This is a genomic window from Pseudanabaena mucicola FACHB-723 (assembly GCF_014696385.1).
GTDB lineage: Bacteria > Cyanobacteriota > Cyanobacteriia > Pseudanabaenales > Pseudanabaenaceae > Pseudanabaena.
The window spans coordinates 1-16,426 of the sequence record NZ_JACJQB010000036.1 but is presented as its reverse complement, the minus strand read 5'-3'; the positions used below and the strand labels follow the sequence as shown (position 1 = coordinate 16,426).

13 protein-coding genes and 2 pseudogenes are annotated in these 16,426 nt (G+C 43.3%); 9 read left to right on the top strand and 6 right to left on the bottom strand.

Features of this window, described 5'->3' with window-relative positions:
- The first annotated feature begins 189 nt into the window (after window positions 1–189).
- From gltB to H6F41_RS14515, 4 genes and pseudogenes are all read left to right on the top strand, one after another.
- Entirely contained in the window at window positions 190–4,779 is a 4,590-nt protein-coding gene (gltB, locus tag H6F41_RS14530; RefSeq protein ID WP_190404204.1) for a glutamate synthase large subunit, read from the top strand.
- Between the two features lie 134 nt (window positions 4,780–4,913).
- On the top strand, window positions 4,914–6,200 hold the full coding sequence (locus tag H6F41_RS14525; RefSeq protein WP_190404203.1) for an AAA family ATPase: 1,287 nt from the start codon (window positions 4,914–4,916) through the stop codon (window positions 6,198–6,200).
- A pseudogene (locus H6F41_RS14520) lies at window positions 6,193–6,795 on the top strand (RloB family protein); the annotation flags it as partial. The gene H6F41_RS14525 and the pseudogene H6F41_RS14520, both read left to right, overlap by 8 nt.
- A 145-nt stretch (window positions 6,796–6,940) precedes the next feature.
- Window positions 6,941–7,360, top strand: a complete 420-nt coding sequence (locus H6F41_RS14515) for a type II toxin-antitoxin system VapC family toxin (RefSeq protein ID WP_190404188.1) — start codon at window positions 6,941–6,943, stop codon at window positions 7,358–7,360.
- Window positions 7,361–7,485: 125 nt separating this feature from the next.
- Here H6F41_RS14515 and trpS read toward each other — a convergent pair whose 3' ends face one another.
- Window positions 7,486–8,484: a tryptophan--tRNA ligase gene (gene trpS, locus H6F41_RS14510; RefSeq protein WP_190404187.1), complete on the bottom strand. Its 999-nt coding sequence runs from the start codon at window positions 8,482–8,484 to the stop codon at window positions 7,486–7,488.
- 27 nt (window positions 8,485–8,511) lie between these two features.
- Window positions 8,512–9,177, bottom strand: coding sequence for a hypothetical protein (locus H6F41_RS14505; protein WP_190404186.1), 666 nt, complete (start codon window positions 9,175–9,177; stop codon window positions 8,512–8,514).
- Between the two features lie 258 nt (window positions 9,178–9,435).
- Here H6F41_RS14505 and H6F41_RS14500 point away from each other — a divergent pair, with 258 nt between their 5' ends.
- On the top strand, window positions 9,436–9,801 hold the full coding sequence (locus tag H6F41_RS14500) for a ferredoxin-thioredoxin reductase catalytic domain-containing protein (protein ID WP_190404185.1): 366 nt from the start codon (window positions 9,436–9,438) through the stop codon (window positions 9,799–9,801).
- Between the two features lie 57 nt (window positions 9,802–9,858).
- On the opposite strand, the gene H6F41_RS14495 is transcribed toward H6F41_RS14500, so the two are convergent.
- Both H6F41_RS14495 and H6F41_RS14490 read right to left on the bottom strand, forming a co-directional pair.
- Window positions 9,859–10,872 (bottom strand): late competence development ComFB family protein, encoded by a 1,014-nt coding sequence (locus tag H6F41_RS14495; protein ID WP_190404184.1) that lies wholly within the window; start codon window positions 10,870–10,872, stop codon window positions 9,859–9,861.
- A gap of 62 nt (window positions 10,873–10,934) precedes the next feature.
- The gene (locus H6F41_RS14490; protein ID WP_190404183.1) at window positions 10,935–11,462 is read right to left on the bottom strand and encodes a chemotaxis protein CheW; all 528 of its coding nucleotides are present in this window, start codon (window positions 11,460–11,462) and stop codon (window positions 10,935–10,937) included.
- 167 nt (window positions 11,463–11,629) lie between these two features.
- On the opposite strand from H6F41_RS14490, the gene H6F41_RS14485 reads away from it, so the two are divergent.
- From H6F41_RS14485 to H6F41_RS14475, 3 genes are all read left to right on the top strand, one after another.
- The gene (locus tag H6F41_RS14485; RefSeq protein WP_190404182.1) at window positions 11,630–12,076 is read left to right on the top strand and encodes a QcrA and Rieske domain-containing protein; all 447 of its coding nucleotides are present in this window, start codon (window positions 11,630–11,632) and stop codon (window positions 12,074–12,076) included.
- A 153-nt stretch (window positions 12,077–12,229) separates the two neighbouring features.
- Entirely contained in the window at window positions 12,230–14,032 is a 1,803-nt protein-coding gene (locus tag H6F41_RS14480) for a S8 family peptidase (protein ID WP_190404181.1), read from the top strand.
- 74 nt (window positions 14,033–14,106) lie between these two features.
- Window positions 14,107–14,331 (top strand): hypothetical protein, encoded by a 225-nt coding sequence (locus H6F41_RS14475; RefSeq protein ID WP_190404180.1) that lies wholly within the window; start codon window positions 14,107–14,109, stop codon window positions 14,329–14,331.
- 52 nt (window positions 14,332–14,383) lie between these two features.
- Here H6F41_RS14475 and mtnA read toward each other — a convergent pair whose 3' ends face one another.
- Window positions 14,384–15,475 (bottom strand): S-methyl-5-thioribose-1-phosphate isomerase, encoded by a 1,092-nt coding sequence (gene mtnA, locus H6F41_RS14470; RefSeq protein ID WP_190404179.1) that lies wholly within the window; start codon window positions 15,473–15,475, stop codon window positions 14,384–14,386.
- A gap of 486 nt (window positions 15,476–15,961) precedes the next feature.
- Between mtnA and H6F41_RS14465 the strand changes: the two genes are divergently transcribed.
- A complete protein-coding gene (locus tag H6F41_RS14465; RefSeq protein ID WP_190404202.1) occupies window positions 15,962–16,177 on the top strand; it encodes a DUF433 domain-containing protein in 216 nt (71 codons plus the stop codon).
- Here the strand turns inward: H6F41_RS14465 and H6F41_RS14460 are convergent.
- A pseudogene (locus tag H6F41_RS14460) lies at window positions 16,174–16,329 on the bottom strand (IS630 family transposase); the annotation flags it as partial. The gene H6F41_RS14465 and the pseudogene H6F41_RS14460 sit on opposite strands and share 4 nt — an antisense overlap.
- Window positions 16,330–16,426 lie beyond the last annotated feature (97 nt).

Sequence of the window (16,426 nt, the reverse complement as noted above, 5' to 3'; positions counted from 1 at the left end):
CCCCTAAGTCATCAATTTGGTAGCTAAATTAACCGAAACTCCCCACAATTATCACTTGATATGATCATTTCATTAAGACATCCCACCTAAGACATAAATTTATGAGTACAATCCAATGTAGCCCCCGTAACCTTTTGATTACGTGCGAGCTACCATAATCCATCAAATATCATACCTTTTCCGTCCATGATGAATAGCAACGCACTGCCCGTAAAGCAAGGTTTGTACGATCCACAGTTTGAACACGACGCTTGTGGAGTTGGATTTATCGTCCATAAGTCAGGAAAAAAATCCCATGCGATCGTTGAACAGGGTTTGACGATTTTGGAAAACTTGGAACATCGCGGCGCGTGCGGTTGCGAAACGAATACAGGTGACGGTGCGGGGATTTTGATGCAGATTCCCCACAAGTTTTTGGTGAAAGTAGCGGCAGCAGCAAATATTACCTTGCCCGAAGTTGGGCAGTATGGGGTGGGCATGGTTTATGCCTCTCCTGATCCCGCATCTCGCAAAAATGGTAGACAAGCTTTTGAAAAATTAGTTGAATCTGAAGGCTTAAAAGTTTTAGGTTGGCGTGATGTACCCACCGATAACTCATCTTTGGGAGCAACCGCTCAGTCTAGCGAACCTTTCATGCAGCAGGTATTTATTCAGCGATCGCCCGATCTTGCAGATGATCTCGCCTTTGATCGCAAATTATTTGTACTGCGTAAACTTGCCCATACCGCCATTCGCGCCGCGAACGTTGATCCTTACTGGTATCCTTCTAGCCTTTCCTGTCGCACGATTGTTTATAAAGGGATGTTGATGACGGCACAAGTGGGAATGTACTACGCCCATGATTTGCGTGATCCCGACATGGAGAGCGCTCTGGCTCTGGTTCACTCTCGCTTTAGTACGAATACTTTCCCCAGTTGGGAGCGATCGCACCCCTACCGCTACATTGCCCACAATGGTGAAATTAATACTCTGCGCGGTAATACCAACTGGATGATCGCTCGTCAGTCGATGTTTGAGTCGGATTTGTTTGGTGATGATATTTCCAAAATCAAGCCAGTCATTAACATCGAAGGTAGCGATTCGACGATTTTTGATAATGCGTTGGAATTGTTGGTGCTGGCAGGGCGATCGCTACCTCATGCGATGATGATGATGATTCCTGAGCCTTGGACAGCCCATGAGTCCATGAGTGATGAGAAGAAAGCATTTTATGAATACCATTCCTGCTTGATGGAACCTTGGGATGGTCCCGCCTCGATCGCTTTCACTGATGGCACGATGATCGGCGCAGTCTTGGATCGCAATGGTTTACGTCCTTCGCGCTATTACGTCACCAAGGATGATTTAGTCATCTTCGCCTCGGAAGCAGGGGTATTACAAATTGAACCCGAACGCATCGAATCTAAGGGGCGCTTGCAACCTGGACGCATGTTTCTGGTAAATATGCAGGAAGGTCGGATTGTTGCTGATGAAGAGATCAAGCATCAAATTGCGACCGAGCATCCCTACCGCGAATGGATTAATCAGCATATGGTAGAAATCGCCAGTCTCAAGGATGGCATAGCTAGTGAGCCAGAAGCAACACCTTTAACCCAGAAGCAAATGGCGTTTGGTTATTCCTTTGAAGACTTGCGCTTGCTGTTAACCCCAATGGCTCGTGATGGCGTGGAAGCTGTAGGAGCAATGGGTAATGATGCTCCTTTAGCCGTTCTTTCTAATCGTCCCAAACTTCTCTACGATTATTTCCAACAGCTATTTGCACAGGTCACGAATCCTCCAATTGACTCCATTCGCGAAGAAATTATTACTTCCGCAGAGACGACCATTGGCGCAGAACGAAATTTGCTCAAACCTGAACCAGAAAGCTGTCACTTGATCGAGCTAAAGACTCCCATTCTCAGTGATGCTGAACTTGCGAAGTTGAAGCATATTAATGAAGGTGGTTTTAAATCAGTTACACTTTCCACTCTGTTTGCTCCTAAGTCTGGTGTATCTGGATTAGAAGCAGCAATTACTGAGATTTGTGCTAAGGCTGATAAATCGATCGCCGATGGTGTGAATATTTTGATTTTAAGCGATCGGGGTGTAAATCCTGACCATGCCCCAATCCCAGCATTATTGGCGGTATCAGGCTTACATCACCATCTCATCCGCACAGGAACCCGTACTCGAGTCGGACTCGTTCTCGAATCGGGCGAACCTAGAGAAGTCCATCACTTTGCGCTCTTGATTGGCTATGGTTGCGGGGCGATCAATCCTTATCTCGCCTTTGAAAGTATCAATGACATGATCAAGCAAGGCTTGCTCGTGAATGTTGACTACAAAACTGCGGTCAAGAACTACATCAAGTCAGCCACTAAGGGTGTAACTAAGGTTGCTTCTAAAATTGGTATTTCCACGATCCAAAGCTATCGCGGCGCTCAAATCTTTGAAGCCGTTGGCTTGAATCAAGAAGTGATCAAGCAATACTTCACTTGGACAGCCTCCCGCATTGAAGGGGCTAACTTGGAAGTAATCGCTAAAGAAGCGATCGCTCGTCATACCCATGCTTTCCCCGACCGTCCCGCTAGTGGTAATACTCTCGATGTCGGTGGCGAATACCAATGGCGCAAGGAAGGCGAAGCCCACTTGTTCAGTCCTGAAACCATCCATGCTTTGCAAAAGGCTGTGCGTGAAGGAAATTATGAGCAGTTCAAGAAATACTCCTCTCTAGTCAACGAGCAGAACCAACAGCATTTCACCCTCCGTGGCTTGCTTGATTTCAAATCTCGCGAATCAATTCCCATTGAGGAAGTAGAACCTATTGAAAGCATTCTCCGCCGATTCAAAACTGGCGCAATGAGCTATGGTTCGATCTCTAAGGAAGCCCATGAAGCTTTAGCGATCGCTATGAATCGTATTGGCGGTAAATCCAACACAGGCGAAGGTGGCGAAGATCCCGATCGCTACACATGGACAAACGAGCAAGGTGATTCCAAAAATAGCGCCATCAAACAGGTTGCCTCTGGACGTTTCGGTGTAACTAGCCTCTATCTCTCCCAAGCCAAAGAGATTCAAATCAAAATGGCGCAGGGCGCAAAGCCAGGGGAAGGCGGACAACTTCCTGGCAAGAAAGTCTATCCTTGGATTGCCAAAGTCCGTCACTCCACCCCCGGTGTGGGCTTGATTTCGCCACCTCCTCACCATGACATCTACTCCATCGAAGACCTCGCCGAGTTGATTCATGACCTCAAAAATGCCAATCGCGCCGCCCGTATCAGCGTTAAGCTAGTTTCGGAAGTTGGTGTTGGCACGATCGCCGCAGGCGTGTCTAAAGCCCATGCTGATGTGGTGCTGATCTCAGGCTACGACGGTGGCACAGGCGCATCCCCCCAAACTTCGATCAAGCACGCAGGCTTACCTTGGGAACTCGGACTCGCGGAAACCCACCAAACCCTCGTTCTCAACAACCTCCGCAGCCGCATCGTTGTAGAAACCGATGGACAAATGAAAACAGGTCGTGATGTCGTGATCGCGGCTCTACTTGGTGCAGAGGAATTTGGATTTGCCACTGCTCCCCTTGTCACCCTTGGCTGTATCATGATGCGCGTTTGCCATCTCAACACCTGCCCAGTCGGAGTCGCCACCCAAGATCCGCAATTGCGTGAGAAATTCACAGGCGATCCCGCCCACACCGTCAACTTCATGACCTTCATCGCTCAAGAAGTACGTGAACTGATGGCACAGTTAGGCTTCCGCACTCTCGATGAAATGGTCGGTCGTACCGATGTCCTCGAAGCCAAGCAAGCCGTCGAGCATTGGAAAGCGAAAGGCTTAGACTTCTCCAAGATTCTCTATCAGCCCGAAGTTGGTGAAGATGTCGGACGCTATGCCCAAATCCCACAGGATCATGGTTTAGACAAGTCCCTCGACATGACTGTATTATTAGATTTATGTCAAGCAGCAATCGTTGATGGTGAACCTGTCCATGCCACAGTTCCCATTAAAAATATCAATCGCGCAGTCGGAACTATCCTTGGTAACGAAATCACCAAACGCCATTGGGAAGGATTGCCTGATGACACCGTACATCTGCATTTCCAAGGTACGGCTGGTCAAAGCTTCGGTGCATTCGTTCCCTCTGGTGTAACGATGGAACTGGAAGGCGATACTAACGACTACCTCGGCAAAGGTCTAAGCGGCGGTAAGATCATTCTCTATCCCCACAAAGCTTCTACCTTTGTCGCCGAAGAGAACATCATTGCAGGTAACGTCGCTTTCTATGGCGCAACTAGTGGCGAAGCCTACATTCGCGGCATCGCTGGTGAACGATTCTGCGTGCGGAACTCTGGCGTAAATGCTGTAGTCGAAGGCATCGGCGATCATGGTTGCGAATATATGACTGGTGGAAAAGTCGTCGTTCTCGGTCTAACAGGACGGAACTTCGCCGCAGGTATGAGTGGTGGTGTTGCCTATATTCTCGATGAGTCTGGCGATTTCGCAACCCGTTGCAATACCTCAATGGTCGGCTTAGAGAAACTCGAAGATCCCGAAGAAATCAAAGATCTGAAGCAGTTGATTCAACAGCACGTTGACTATACGGAGAGTGCTAAGGGTGCGAAGGTTCTCGCTGATTGGAATGCGAGTGTTCCTAAATTCGTGAAGGTAATGCCGAAGGATTACAAGCGGGTATTGCAAGCGATTAAGGAAGCATTAGAGGATGGTTTGAGTGGCGATGATGCTCTCAACGCTGCCTTTGAAGCTAACTCCCGCGATGTCGCCCGCATTGGCGGCAGCTAATTGACAAAAAACAAGGGGGCTTAAACCCCTTGTTTTTTGTTCAAGACTTGACATATACGCCGAACACCTTTAGCCTTAAAGTAATTTTGAGAGTTTTTTTCACAAATTTATATTTTAAGGTTAATAAATCTCCAATGCTTATAGAGTTCAGGGTTGGAAATTATAGATCATTTAAGGAAATAGCTACCTTTAGTATGGTAGCGGCTAATATTGTGTCAAAAGATAAATCTCTTGACGAAAACAATGTTTTTACCGTAGATGATGATCTTACACTACTTAAAACTGCCGCAATCTATGGTGCGAATGCTAGTGGAAAAAGCAACTTAGCGAAAGCTTTGGGTTTTATGAGATGGTTTATGATTAATTCATCTAAAGAAACTCAAATTTCAGAGAAAATAAAAGTTGAGCAGTTTAAGCTCAGTAATGATACTGATTCCAAACCAAGCTTTTTTGAAATTTCGTTCTTAATGGATCAAAAGAAGTACAGATATGGTTTTGAAGCAAATCGTAATGAAGTTTTATCTGAATGGTTATTTTATGTTCCAAAGCTAAGAGAGACTAGGCTTTTTGAACGTAAAGCTGATAGCTTTACAGTAGCTAAAACATATAAAGCTGATGGAATTCAACAAAAAACAAGGCCAAATGCACTTTTTCTCTCTGTCTCTGCTCAGTTTAGTGTTGAAATAGCAGAAAAAATATTAACTTTTCTAATAAATAATATAAACCTCATATCTGGTTTAGCTGATGATGGTTATAGAGGGTATACAGTCCAGTGTTTAAAGGAAAGTAATAATGAATTATCAATTCTCAATTTCCTAAAAAAATTAGGATTAGGATTTGATGAACTGAAATTGGAAGAACATGATATCGATGTTGAATCTTTACCGCGTGAAATACCAGATGAAATAAAAAAATTTATTTTAAAAAATAGCGATGGAGGTAAAGCAACTTCAGTACAAACTATACATAAAAAGTTTAACGAAGAAGGTATTTTTATATCTAATGAGCTATTTGATATAAATGATGAATCTGAAGGCACTCAAAAAATATTCTCTCTAGCAGGACCTCTTATTGACACTTTAAAAAATGGTAAGGTGTTGATCATTGATGAGTTTGACGCAAGGCTTCATCCTAAACTTAGCCTTGCAATTGTAGAAATGTTTAACTCCAAAGAAGGCAATCCTAATAATGCTCAACTTGTTTTTATGACACACGATACTAATTTACTCAGTAATAAACTTTTCCGTAGGGATCAAGTTTGGTTTACTGAGAAAAATAGATATGGATCAACATCAGTTTACTCATTAGTAGAATATAAAGTCCGCAATGACGCATCTTTTGAAAGTGACTATATCAAAGGTAAATATGGAGCAATTCCATATATTAGGAGCTTAAATAATTTGGTGGATGCTAATGGCTAAAAGGAAGGTGGATTCTCGCGGCTATTCATCTAGAAAAATTGACACTAGAGAACTTAGACAGAATTTCTTGATTGTGTGCGAAGGAGAAAAAACTGAGCCAAAATATTTTGAAGCCTTTCCTGTCCCCAAGGATGTGGTAGATATAAGGGGGTTAGGACAAAATCCTAGCAAATTAGTCAACAGCACAAAAAAAATAATAGAACAGAAAGAGGAAGGATATTATGATCAAGTATGGTGTGTTTTTGATCGAGATGACTGGACTGCTGAAGACTTTAATAATGCGATCGCAAATTCTAAAATTCAAGAAATTAAGGTAGCTTATTCTAATGAAGCGTTTGAGCTATGGTATGTTCTTCACTTTGAATTTCTTAACAGTGGCATACCTAGAAGTGATTACATCAAGAAATTAGATGGTCTACTTGGACACAAATATAAGAAAAATAGTGAAGATATTTATGATGAGTTAATAGACAAGCAATCTATCGCTATTAAAAATGCAAAAAACTTACTAAAACAATATGATTCTCAAACTCCAGTTAAGAATAATCCATCCACAACTGTACATTTACTAGTCCAGGAGCTTAATAAGTTTATTCCCTCCTCAAATTTATTATTAGAGCAAAGTATCAAGAATTGTGCTGATGATCCTCTAGCAGATTTTATTGGCACTTTTCGTAGCGACATTACCGACTGGGGCGAAAATCACGATCACTATCTTGGACAAGAATTACTAGAAAATCATGAAGCCTGAGCTATTTGTCGATACGTCAGGCTGGGCAAACCTAATTGATATCAGCCAGCCTTTTCACCTTCTCAGTGCGAAAGCATATCAAAATGCGCGCTCTCAAAAACATAAAATTATCACGACAAGCTATATCATCACTGAGCTTGTGGCACTACTTTATAGTCCTCTTCGCATCCCTAGACCAAAAGTGATCGCTTTTATCCAAAGCCTAAAAACTTCTCCCTATGTAGAAGTTATTCATATCAGCAAAGAAATAGATACAAAAGCATGGGAACTCTTAATCAACAGACAAGATAAAGAATGGAGTCTAGTGGATTGTTCCAGTTTCATTGTCATGCAAGATTGCAAAATCACCGAATCTCTAACAAACGATCATCATTTTGAACAAGCAGGATTTATTCGTTTATTGAAATAGCGATCGCTTTTTGATGTTGTTGGTTTGTTGAGGTGCGATCGCTTGTTTTGTGGAATTATGGTTATTTGCGATCGCAGTGTCATTACAGCAGACTGCGATCGCAAATAACCAAGATAGTTCTCAAGTTACAGAGGTGGTAAATAACCCATTGCATCTTTGACCGCATTGAGGGTTTTAAAAGCAGTTGCTGACGCTTTTTCGCGGCCTTCTTTTAAAATGCGATCTAGATAGCCAGACTCCTTGACCACTTCATCATATTTAGTTTGAATTGGCTGAAGATGGGCGATCGCCGCATCGGTCAACACATTTTTAAAGTCACCCCAACCGCGCCATGTTGTCGCTTCTGCTTGGACTTCTTCCTTGGTTTTATTGGCAAAAATGCAATAAAGCCCAAGTAAATTGTTAGCTTCAGGGCGTTCACTATCATCAAAAGCTAACTCCCGAATTGCATCGGTCTTACACTTCTTGATCTTCTTCGCAATCTCATCGGGACGATCTAATAAATGAATCCGACTCATTTCGGAAGGATCAGACTTTGACATTTTTTTAGTTCCATCAGTGAGACTCATCACCCTTGCTCCTTCCTTCCGAATTAGCGGTTCAGGAACTTTCAAAACTGATTGAAATTGGTCATTAAATCGACCTGCGATATCTCGCGTCAATTCCAAATGTTGTTTCTGATCTTCTCCAACAGGAACAAGATCGGCTTGATATAACAGAATATCGGCTGCCATCAGCACAGGATAGTCCAACAGCCCCACACCAACATTTTCGCCTTGCTTGATTGCTTTCTCTTTAAACTGAATCATGCGCTCTAGCCAATTTAGCGGCGTGATGCAATTGAGAAGCCATGTGAGTTCAGCATGAGCCGAGACATGGGACTGCACAAAAATTGTGGAAATGCGGGGGTCAATACCACAGGCTATATAGAGTGCAGCAATATCGCGGGTGTTACTGGCAAGAGATTTCGGATCGTGGGGAACGGTGATTGCGTGCAGATCAACCACACAAAAGAAATTTTCATAGTCAGCCTGAGTCTCTACCCAGTTGCGAATTGCCCCCAAATAGTTGCCAATATGGAGATTGCCAGTTGGTTGTACACCAGATAGAACTCGTTTTTGCATGGGAAGTGATAAGCGTTGCGCCAAGCGCTATAGGTTTGGATTACAGATCGATAACGTATTGACAGGAACAGGGGCAGGAAAAACAATCGCTCGACAGAATGGCAAGCTTACTTTTCCTAAATCCTGCTCAAAAGCCTTTGGTATTGTACCAATTAGCGTTTCGACTATACTCTGACTGGGATCAGATGGCGCAACTTGATAAATCACACTGAGCATATCGTCAGGAAACCAAGCCCTAACCAGATTTAACAATTCAGTTTTATTGAGTGGGCGATCACGATTATCGGGAGTTAGGCGAATTCCCACGAGGCGATCGCGATCAAAATAAATATTCGCCGTAAAACCTCTGACATAAACTAATTTGCGATCGGGCAGGGCATACAGACCTTCGCCCCCTGGTTGTAACTGGTGCATTGTATATTGATCGCGATGCACTGTCGTAATCGCCGCCCAGTTGTTGTCCTTAGCATAGTTAAAAAACTGCTTTTCGAGCATTCCAAGGTGTAAGGTTTCTGCCTGTAATGGCGTTCGCGCTCTTGTTTGCAAACTCGGTAAGCGGCGTACTGTCCCTAATTTTTGATTAGTGGTATCACCAGCATTATTTGCTTGAGCAGCAGGAACGACAGCGATCGCAGTGAAGAGGCTAGATGCAATCGCCATACTAAAACATAGAAATTTAACCTTAACCGCCATACACTCACCTATACGGCATCAATGACGAAGCATTAATTATTATGTTTCTACTTTAGCAAAAATTCTTGTTTATTCAGACAAAAAGTGACAAATAACACAGCATTGGTGCAAGTTGTAGTGTTTCTAACTCAGTTTTGCCAGCTTTGAGATCTATCAATAAACAGTAATAATTTGAGGCTTTGCCCCGAAAAGTAAGGTATAGTAGCGGTTTCATGCTATAGGTAGTAACTAATAGTTTCTTGGCAATCTTGTTAGCTTATGTCCCTTACCCCAGAGTCAGATCGTGGGAAAAATAAAGCTTCCTCCAAAAGTTTTGAGGCAATGCGAAAGTTTTCCGAAAAATACGCAAAAAACACAGGCACTTTCTTCTGTGCCGACCCTAGTGTGACCAATGCGGTGATTGAAGGTTTAGCAAAGCACAAAGAAGAGTTAGGTTCTCCGCTCTGTCCTTGTCGCTATTATGAAGATAAGGAAGCTGAAGTCAAAGATACCTACTGGAACTGTCCTTGCGTACCCATGCGTGAACGCAAAGAGTGCCACTGTATGCTATTCCTGACCGAAGATAGTCCATTTGTTGGTACTAAGCAAGAATTAGAAGTCGTGGAAATTGTTTACGACGCTTAAATAATCTTTATCTGAAGAGAGGGGCTGCAATGCAGCCCCTCTCTTTTATGACATTTTTTATGCCATGACATTATTTTGCGATCGCAACCAGCAGACTTTGCCAGCTTGAGCGCTTTCTAAGGCATTGGCGATCGCTTCTGCTAAGTTTTGCCAATTTACCTCTTGCCCCAATAAATGACTGACATCTTCAATGGCACTCTCTCGCTCACGTCGAATATCCATAAATAACAAAGGATCTATTCTTTGATAGGAACGGTTACGAGTGGCAATCATCACATCATGCACGATGATTGCCACCTCAGAACCAATATTTAACTGTGCGTAATAACGTAGATGTCCTAAACCTTTGGTCGAAGTCGCATACATAGAGGGCAATCGATTTAACGTCTGCGCTAATACATCCTCAAGCCGAATAAATTTTAGTTCCGTTTCATTAAAACTCTTAGCACGGTTCTGTGCCATTCTAATCACCAAACGCTCTAGGGCATGAACTAAGTAATTAGCTTCCAGTAAGTAAGTCGCATATTCATGCTGCTGTGCAGGACTGAAAATGCTGTATTTATACGCAGGCTCATTAAATTCTTGCGTGGTAGAGCTTTTCTTGTTGACCCAAGATTTATATTTTTGAAACTGTGGCGATGCTTGACTAAAATTTTGTTGCGCTTGACCTTTAGCTAAGGCATTTTCTAAAGCGTTTTCTAGGGCTTTGGGCAAATCAGACCACTTTAGCTTTGACCAACCCAACAGTTTTTGCGATCGCAACAGGGCGTAGGGTGCGTTGGCTAGTTCAATATCATCAAGGGGACTAACTTCTCGTAGGGGATCGCGGCGCACTCCTAACAAAGCTTGGCGCACCACTTTGTTAATTTCATCCCCCATCGTCAAACATTCACGTCTTTTTTGATGCCAATCTGTCGTTGTCGAAACAAACATTGGCGGCAATCGATTTAGGGCATAGGCAACCACCTCTTCAATAATGTATTGATTGCGAATTCCACTGCCTAGCTTTTGAATCTGAGCACTCACTTCTCGGTAGACAAATTCAACTAAAACGTTACGGCAAGATTCCATGAGTCTAACTAAATAGCTATTGAGTGATTGATAGTGCCAGTGTGTTTTTACGAATGTAAGAGCTACGAATGTAAGAGCGTCGATCTCAAAATATTTTCAGCTTTTAGTAAATACAACACATCTTCCCCCTCATTAATGTACCCCTTGAGATATGGTCTTAGTGTTGATTGTAGCGAAATAATATTACGATCGACTCTATTGGCAGAAATCTTGACAACCCCCAAAATGCTCGGCACAATCAAGGCGATGGAAAGATCTTGGCAAGAAGTCAGAATAACCTCATAAAGCTCTAATTGAGAGGCTAGGGGTTTTAGCCCTAATAGCATTGCCAAGTCAACTGCCCAGTAAACGCGACGACGGCGACTGATGATACCAAGAATACAGGATGGCTTATTGGGTACAGGCATCACATGGTCAGCCTTGACCGTTAGCACTTCCTGCGTAAATTCACTTTCCAACAAGCCAATTGTCTGCGAGTTAATCGCAAATTTTAGACAGGTGATAATTTCTTGATCCCAGCCGTCCTGACTTTGGTCTTGAGTTTCCCCCTGTGACTGATCGGCATTGCCTAAAAATGTTTGCATGGACATATGTCAACCTTAGTAAACATCAATTATGTATAGCGATCAAAGGGAGCATTTGTATACAGCATGAATGCTGAATTATGTGGCATACCTCTTTTTGCGATCGCTATACTAGGGATTGTCCTGAAGTTGCATTGATCCCGAATATTTTTAGCTAACGCATAGAGGAACATATGAATCTAAATCGCCGCAAATTGCTCTCTTGGTTTGGTTTAGGATGGCTAGCGAGTCTACTTCCTTCTTCGCTACTGGGCTGTAGTGACGCGACTTCGACCACTGCACCTACTGCACCTGAAAGTGTCGCCGCCGCTCCTAGTGGAACTTTTAAACCAGTTGGCACAGTCGCTCAATTGGAAAAAGATGGTAGTTTGCTGTCTGCTGACAAGAAAGTTGCAGTGGTACGCGATCCGCAGGATGCCAGCAAGTTATTGGCAGTGAATCCAACCTGTACTCACAAGGGCTGTACAGTGAAATGGACATCTGCTGACAAAGCTTTTGTTTGCCCCTGTCATGATGCTCAGTTTGGTGCGGATGGAGCTGTACGTCGGGGGCCAGCAGACAAACCACTACAGCGCTACACTGCCAAAATTGAAAATGGGCAAGTATTAGTTAACGCATAAATTTAACGCCTAGAAGCTTAAGCCGACCGCATAGCGGTCGGCTTAAGCTCTATTGATCACCAATAAACTTGTGTTACATCACAACAATGGAGAGATTACTGGCTATATGATCAGAAATATTGACTGAGGACTGCAAATCAGAGTCTTGGATTTATGAAAAAGTTTCTGCTCTCATGCTTATTTTTTGTGGGTCTATTTTGGGCACTTTCCAACTATCAAGGATTGGCAGTTCAAGGAAATTATGACTCCATGGTGTTGAACTTCCGTAATGATATTTCATCGGAGCAGGTTGATCGCGAACTGAAGACGATTGCCGCTAAATATGGAATTGAACCTAAATTTAATAGTTCCTTTTCCAAATCTAAGCGACTCTACATCGTCAAAGGTGATGCTCAAGTCCTCGACAAGCTAAAACAGTTGGAAGAATTGCGAGAATTGACTGAGTATATGGAAGCAAATTATGTTTACTCAGTGGATTTTATCGGTGGCACAACTCCTAACGACCCCAGATATCAGGAACAGTGGAATTTAAAGGCGATCGAGATTGAGAAGGCTTGGCAAAAAACTAAAGGTAAGGGAATTACGATCGCAGTTATCGATACGGGCGTAAGTCGAGTTGAAGATCTGAAAAATACTAATTTTGTCAAGGGCTATGACTTTGTGAATGATCGTGAAGATGCTAGTGATGACAATGGGCATGGAACCCATGTGGCGGGAACAATTGCCCAGTCCACAAACAACAATTTTGGCGTGGCGGGAATCGCTTACGAAGCCAGTATTATGCCGCTCAAAGTATTGGGCGCATCAGGTGGTGGCACGATTTCTGATATTGCTGAAGCGATTATCTTCGCGGCAGACAATGGCGCAAATGTAATTAATATGAGCTTAGGTGGTGGCGGTGAAAGTAAGCTGATGCAGGAAGCGATTGACTATGCCTATAAAAAAGGGGTGGTGATTGTGGCCGCCGCAGGTAATTCCAATCGCAATGCCGCCTTTTATCCTGCCCGTTATCCAAAAGTAATTGCTGTATCTGCCACAGGCTCTACGGGAGACAAAGCCCCCTATTCTAACTATGGTGCGGGTATCGATGTGTCAGCCCCCGGTGGTGCGATCGCCAAAGGTGGCGATACTACAGGTGGTATCTTGCAGAATACAATTGATCCGAAAACTAAGGAATCAGTATTTCGAGCTTTTCAGGGTACGAGCATGGCAGCACCCCATGTGTCGGGCGTAGTGGCGCTAATCGAAGCCTTGGGAGTCAAAGATCCTGCGAAGGTAATTCAAATTTTGCAACAGTCATCAAGTAAGGTCACTGACGACACGCTGAATTATTTTGGGGCTGGACGCTTGAATGCGGCGGAAGCAGTGCGAATTGCCTCGGCGGGTCAACTGGGTGTAGATGATTTCTTGCGATGGGCGCGGGACAATGGCTATCTGAGTCCGCGCTTTTGGGTTGATGGTGGTGCGATCGCCATTATTCCCAAACTGATCATGGTGATTGGTTCCTATTTATTGGCATGGTTACTCACGCGACAATTTCCATTTCGCTGGAATTGGGCATTCTCAAATGGAATTTTCTTTGGTGGTGCAGGACTATTCTTTTTACGCGGATTTTATGTGTTTGACCTCACCCAAATTCCCTTCCGTATTGTAGGAAGTTCTTTGCCAGAGCTAGGTAATGCTTTTTCTAATACCAATGCACTTAATCCAATTACGGCGAGTGTGCTATTACCTCTAGGATTATTGCTAATTCTATTAGGACATCCTCAATGGAAATGGTTTGCGATCGGCTCAGCGATTGGGACTTCGGCTTGTTTAGCCACCAGTGCTGTGCTTGCACCACAAATGATGTGGATTGGCGAAGGTTTGCCTGCGATCGCATTTCTGAGTGTTAATTCCTTACTTTGCGCTGGATTTGCCTATCTATCACTCAAGTCAGAGACTTCTAGTATTTAACTCAACGGCATGTGACATCTAGTATTTAGTGTCACATACCATTTCTGGATTCTTATTGTGAATGGAACTAAATAATGGATATTCAAGTTGACGGTAAAATAGAATATATCGATATGGGAACAGGTACTTGGGCGTTGGTAACTGATACCGATGAACAGTATGAGATTTGGCAACCTGCCCCTGAAGCGATCTTGCAAGAAGGGTTAAAAGTCCAAGTTACAGCTAAAGTTCGGGATGATGTGATGACAATGGCAATGATTGGTGATGTGATCGAAATTAAAGATTTTCAGCTTTTGTAATTCCAGTTTTGCAATGTTCATTTTGCCGTAGGCAAAATGAACATTGCGATGTCTACGGAATCAGGTCAAGAAACATTCCTGCGATCGCAGTTTCGGCTGCATCGCAAATCCCCCGTTCAGTGATTAAGCCTGTGACTAATCGGGCAGGTGTAATGTCAAACCCATAATTTAACGCTGGGGTTTCGAGTGGGGCAACTCTAATCTTTCCGACCTTGCCATCATCTTGTAAGCCTTGGATGTACAGCACTTCATCAGGACTGCGGGTTTCGATCGCAATTTCCTTTACACCATCGGAGATTTGCATATCAAAGGTAGAACTGGGCAGCGCTACATAAAAGGGAACCTGATTATCAAAGGCAGCCAAAGCCTTGAGATAGGTGCCGATCTTATTGGCAACATCACCTTTGAGGGTAACGCGATCGGTTCCGACAATGCAAAGATCGACCTTGCCATATTGCATCAATAGCCCACCTGTATTGTCGGTGATCAATGTGTGGGGAATCTTTGCTTGCGCCAATTCCCAAGCGGTCAAATTTGCGCCTTGATTGCGAGGACGGGTTTCATCGACCCAAACATGAATATTGATGCCTTGCTCAAAGGCTTCATAGATTGGTGCTAAGGCACTGCCGCGATCGACAATAGCTAACCATCCTGCATTGCAGTGGGTGAGGATATTTACTGGTTTGCCTTGAGGTTTATTATTTGCGATCGCAGCAATTAGTTCACAACCAAATTTGCCAATATTGCGTGTTCCCACCACGTCTTCATCGGCTATTGCGATCGCTTCGGCGAGCGCAACTTCTACGAGGTCTTGCTTTTGGATATTGGCTTTTTCTAATACTGCAATCATGCGATCAACTGCCCACATCAAGTTCACGGCGGTAGGACGAGCGCCACGAATAACCGCAGCAAGGGGCTTAATTTTGCTCAAATCACCTTTGCTTTCCCTTGCTGCTAGATATACTCCAAATGCTGCAACATTGCCAATTACTCCTGCACCTCGCACAGTCATATCTTGAATGGCAAGGGTCGCATCGCCACTAGTTTTTAGGGTCTTGGTAACGATCTGAAAAGGAAGTTGGGTTTGGTCAATGACCACCAGATCGCCATCTTTTAGCCAAAATGCTTTGTAGGTAGAGTTCATATTTTTCCTCGGAGATCCTCAGGCAATAGAGCTATTATTTCTTAATCATGCTCTAAGTGCATCCTAAGAGCAAATTTAAATGTCATTATTCGCAAGGCGATCGCCTATCTAAAAAACTTGTAAAATATCAGTAGATTAAGTATGCAGGAGGATTCAAAGAATGACGGTGCTAGAAAATGCTTTGAGTAAGATGCAGAAATTACCAACTGAGCAACAGCAACAAGTCTTGCGATTTATTGAATTTTTGGCGTTTGAGTTGGGCGATCGCCAAGTTAACTAAGAATCTGAAAATCTCAAAGAAGGTCAACCAAAATCTGGTTTCTGGAAAGGATTGCAAAAATTTAGATTGACTATCCAAAATGAGAGAGTGAGGTTTGCTAATGAGGATTTTGCGGATTTGTGCGATCGCAGTGTGGGCAGGGAAATTATTCTATGATCCTTCAATATTTGCTTGATACTAATACGCTTTCGGAGCCAGCAAAACCAATGAGACATTTAGCGCGAATTACTTTTGATTCTGATGTGATGGGTGGTAAGCCTTGCATTCGTGGAATGCGGGTGACTGTTGGTACATTGGTTGGACTATTGGCAGTTGGACATTCGTTTGAAGAGATTTTAAATGCTTATCCTTATTTAGAGAAAGAAGATATTATGGCGGCGTTGTCCTATGCAGCTTGGCGATCTGAGGAGGTAAGTAGCTAAGCAAAATTAATTACATAAGTTGAACCAAAGTCTCGAAGAACTTTTTCAACATAAGAGACTAAACTTTCCCAAGATTCATATGCATTGAGTTCAATCCACTCATACTTCATGAAACGCCACAAAATTTCAATCAAGTTCAACTGGGGACTATAGAACCCATTTGGTATCTTAGGAAGAGTAATGAAAGGGATCAAACATGGGATATAGCAGTAGCCTAAGCGATAAAGAGTGGGAGATTATTGAACCTCT

Bases quoted from the DNA above. Each gene is read 5' to 3' on its own strand.
- H6F41_RS14500 (WP_190404185.1), top strand. From the start codon at position 9,436: ATGTCCCTTACCCCAGAGTCAGATCGTGGGAAAAATAAAGCTTCCTCC.
- H6F41_RS14485 (WP_190404182.1), top strand. From the start codon at position 11,630: ATGAATCTAAATCGCCGCAAATTGCTCTCTTGGTTTGGTTTAGGATGG.
- trpS (WP_190404187.1), bottom strand. From the start codon at position 8,484: ATGCAAAAACGAGTTCTATCTGGTGTACAACCAACTGGCAATCTCCAT.
- mtnA (WP_190404179.1), bottom strand. From the start codon at position 15,475: ATGAACTCTACCTACAAAGCATTTTGGCTAAAAGATGGCGATCTGGTG.
- H6F41_RS14525 (WP_190404203.1), top strand. From the start codon at position 4,914: ATGCTTATAGAGTTCAGGGTTGGAAATTATAGATCATTTAAGGAAATA.
- H6F41_RS14515 (WP_190404188.1), top strand. From the start codon at position 6,941: ATGAAGCCTGAGCTATTTGTCGATACGTCAGGCTGGGCAAACCTAATT.
- H6F41_RS14480 (WP_190404181.1), top strand. From the start codon at position 12,230: ATGAAAAAGTTTCTGCTCTCATGCTTATTTTTTGTGGGTCTATTTTGG.
- H6F41_RS14465 (WP_190404202.1), top strand. From the start codon at position 15,962: ATGAGACATTTAGCGCGAATTACTTTTGATTCTGATGTGATGGGTGGT.
- H6F41_RS14495 (WP_190404184.1), bottom strand. From the start codon at position 10,872: ATGGAATCTTGCCGTAACGTTTTAGTTGAATTTGTCTACCGAGAAGTG.
- H6F41_RS14475 (WP_190404180.1), top strand. From the start codon at position 14,107: ATGGATATTCAAGTTGACGGTAAAATAGAATATATCGATATGGGAACA.
- H6F41_RS14505 (WP_190404186.1), bottom strand. From the start codon at position 9,177: ATGGCGGTTAAGGTTAAATTTCTATGTTTTAGTATGGCGATTGCATCT.
- gltB (WP_190404204.1), top strand. From the start codon at position 190: ATGAATAGCAACGCACTGCCCGTAAAGCAAGGTTTGTACGATCCACAG.
- H6F41_RS14490 (WP_190404183.1), bottom strand. From the start codon at position 11,462: ATGTCCATGCAAACATTTTTAGGCAATGCCGATCAGTCACAGGGGGAA.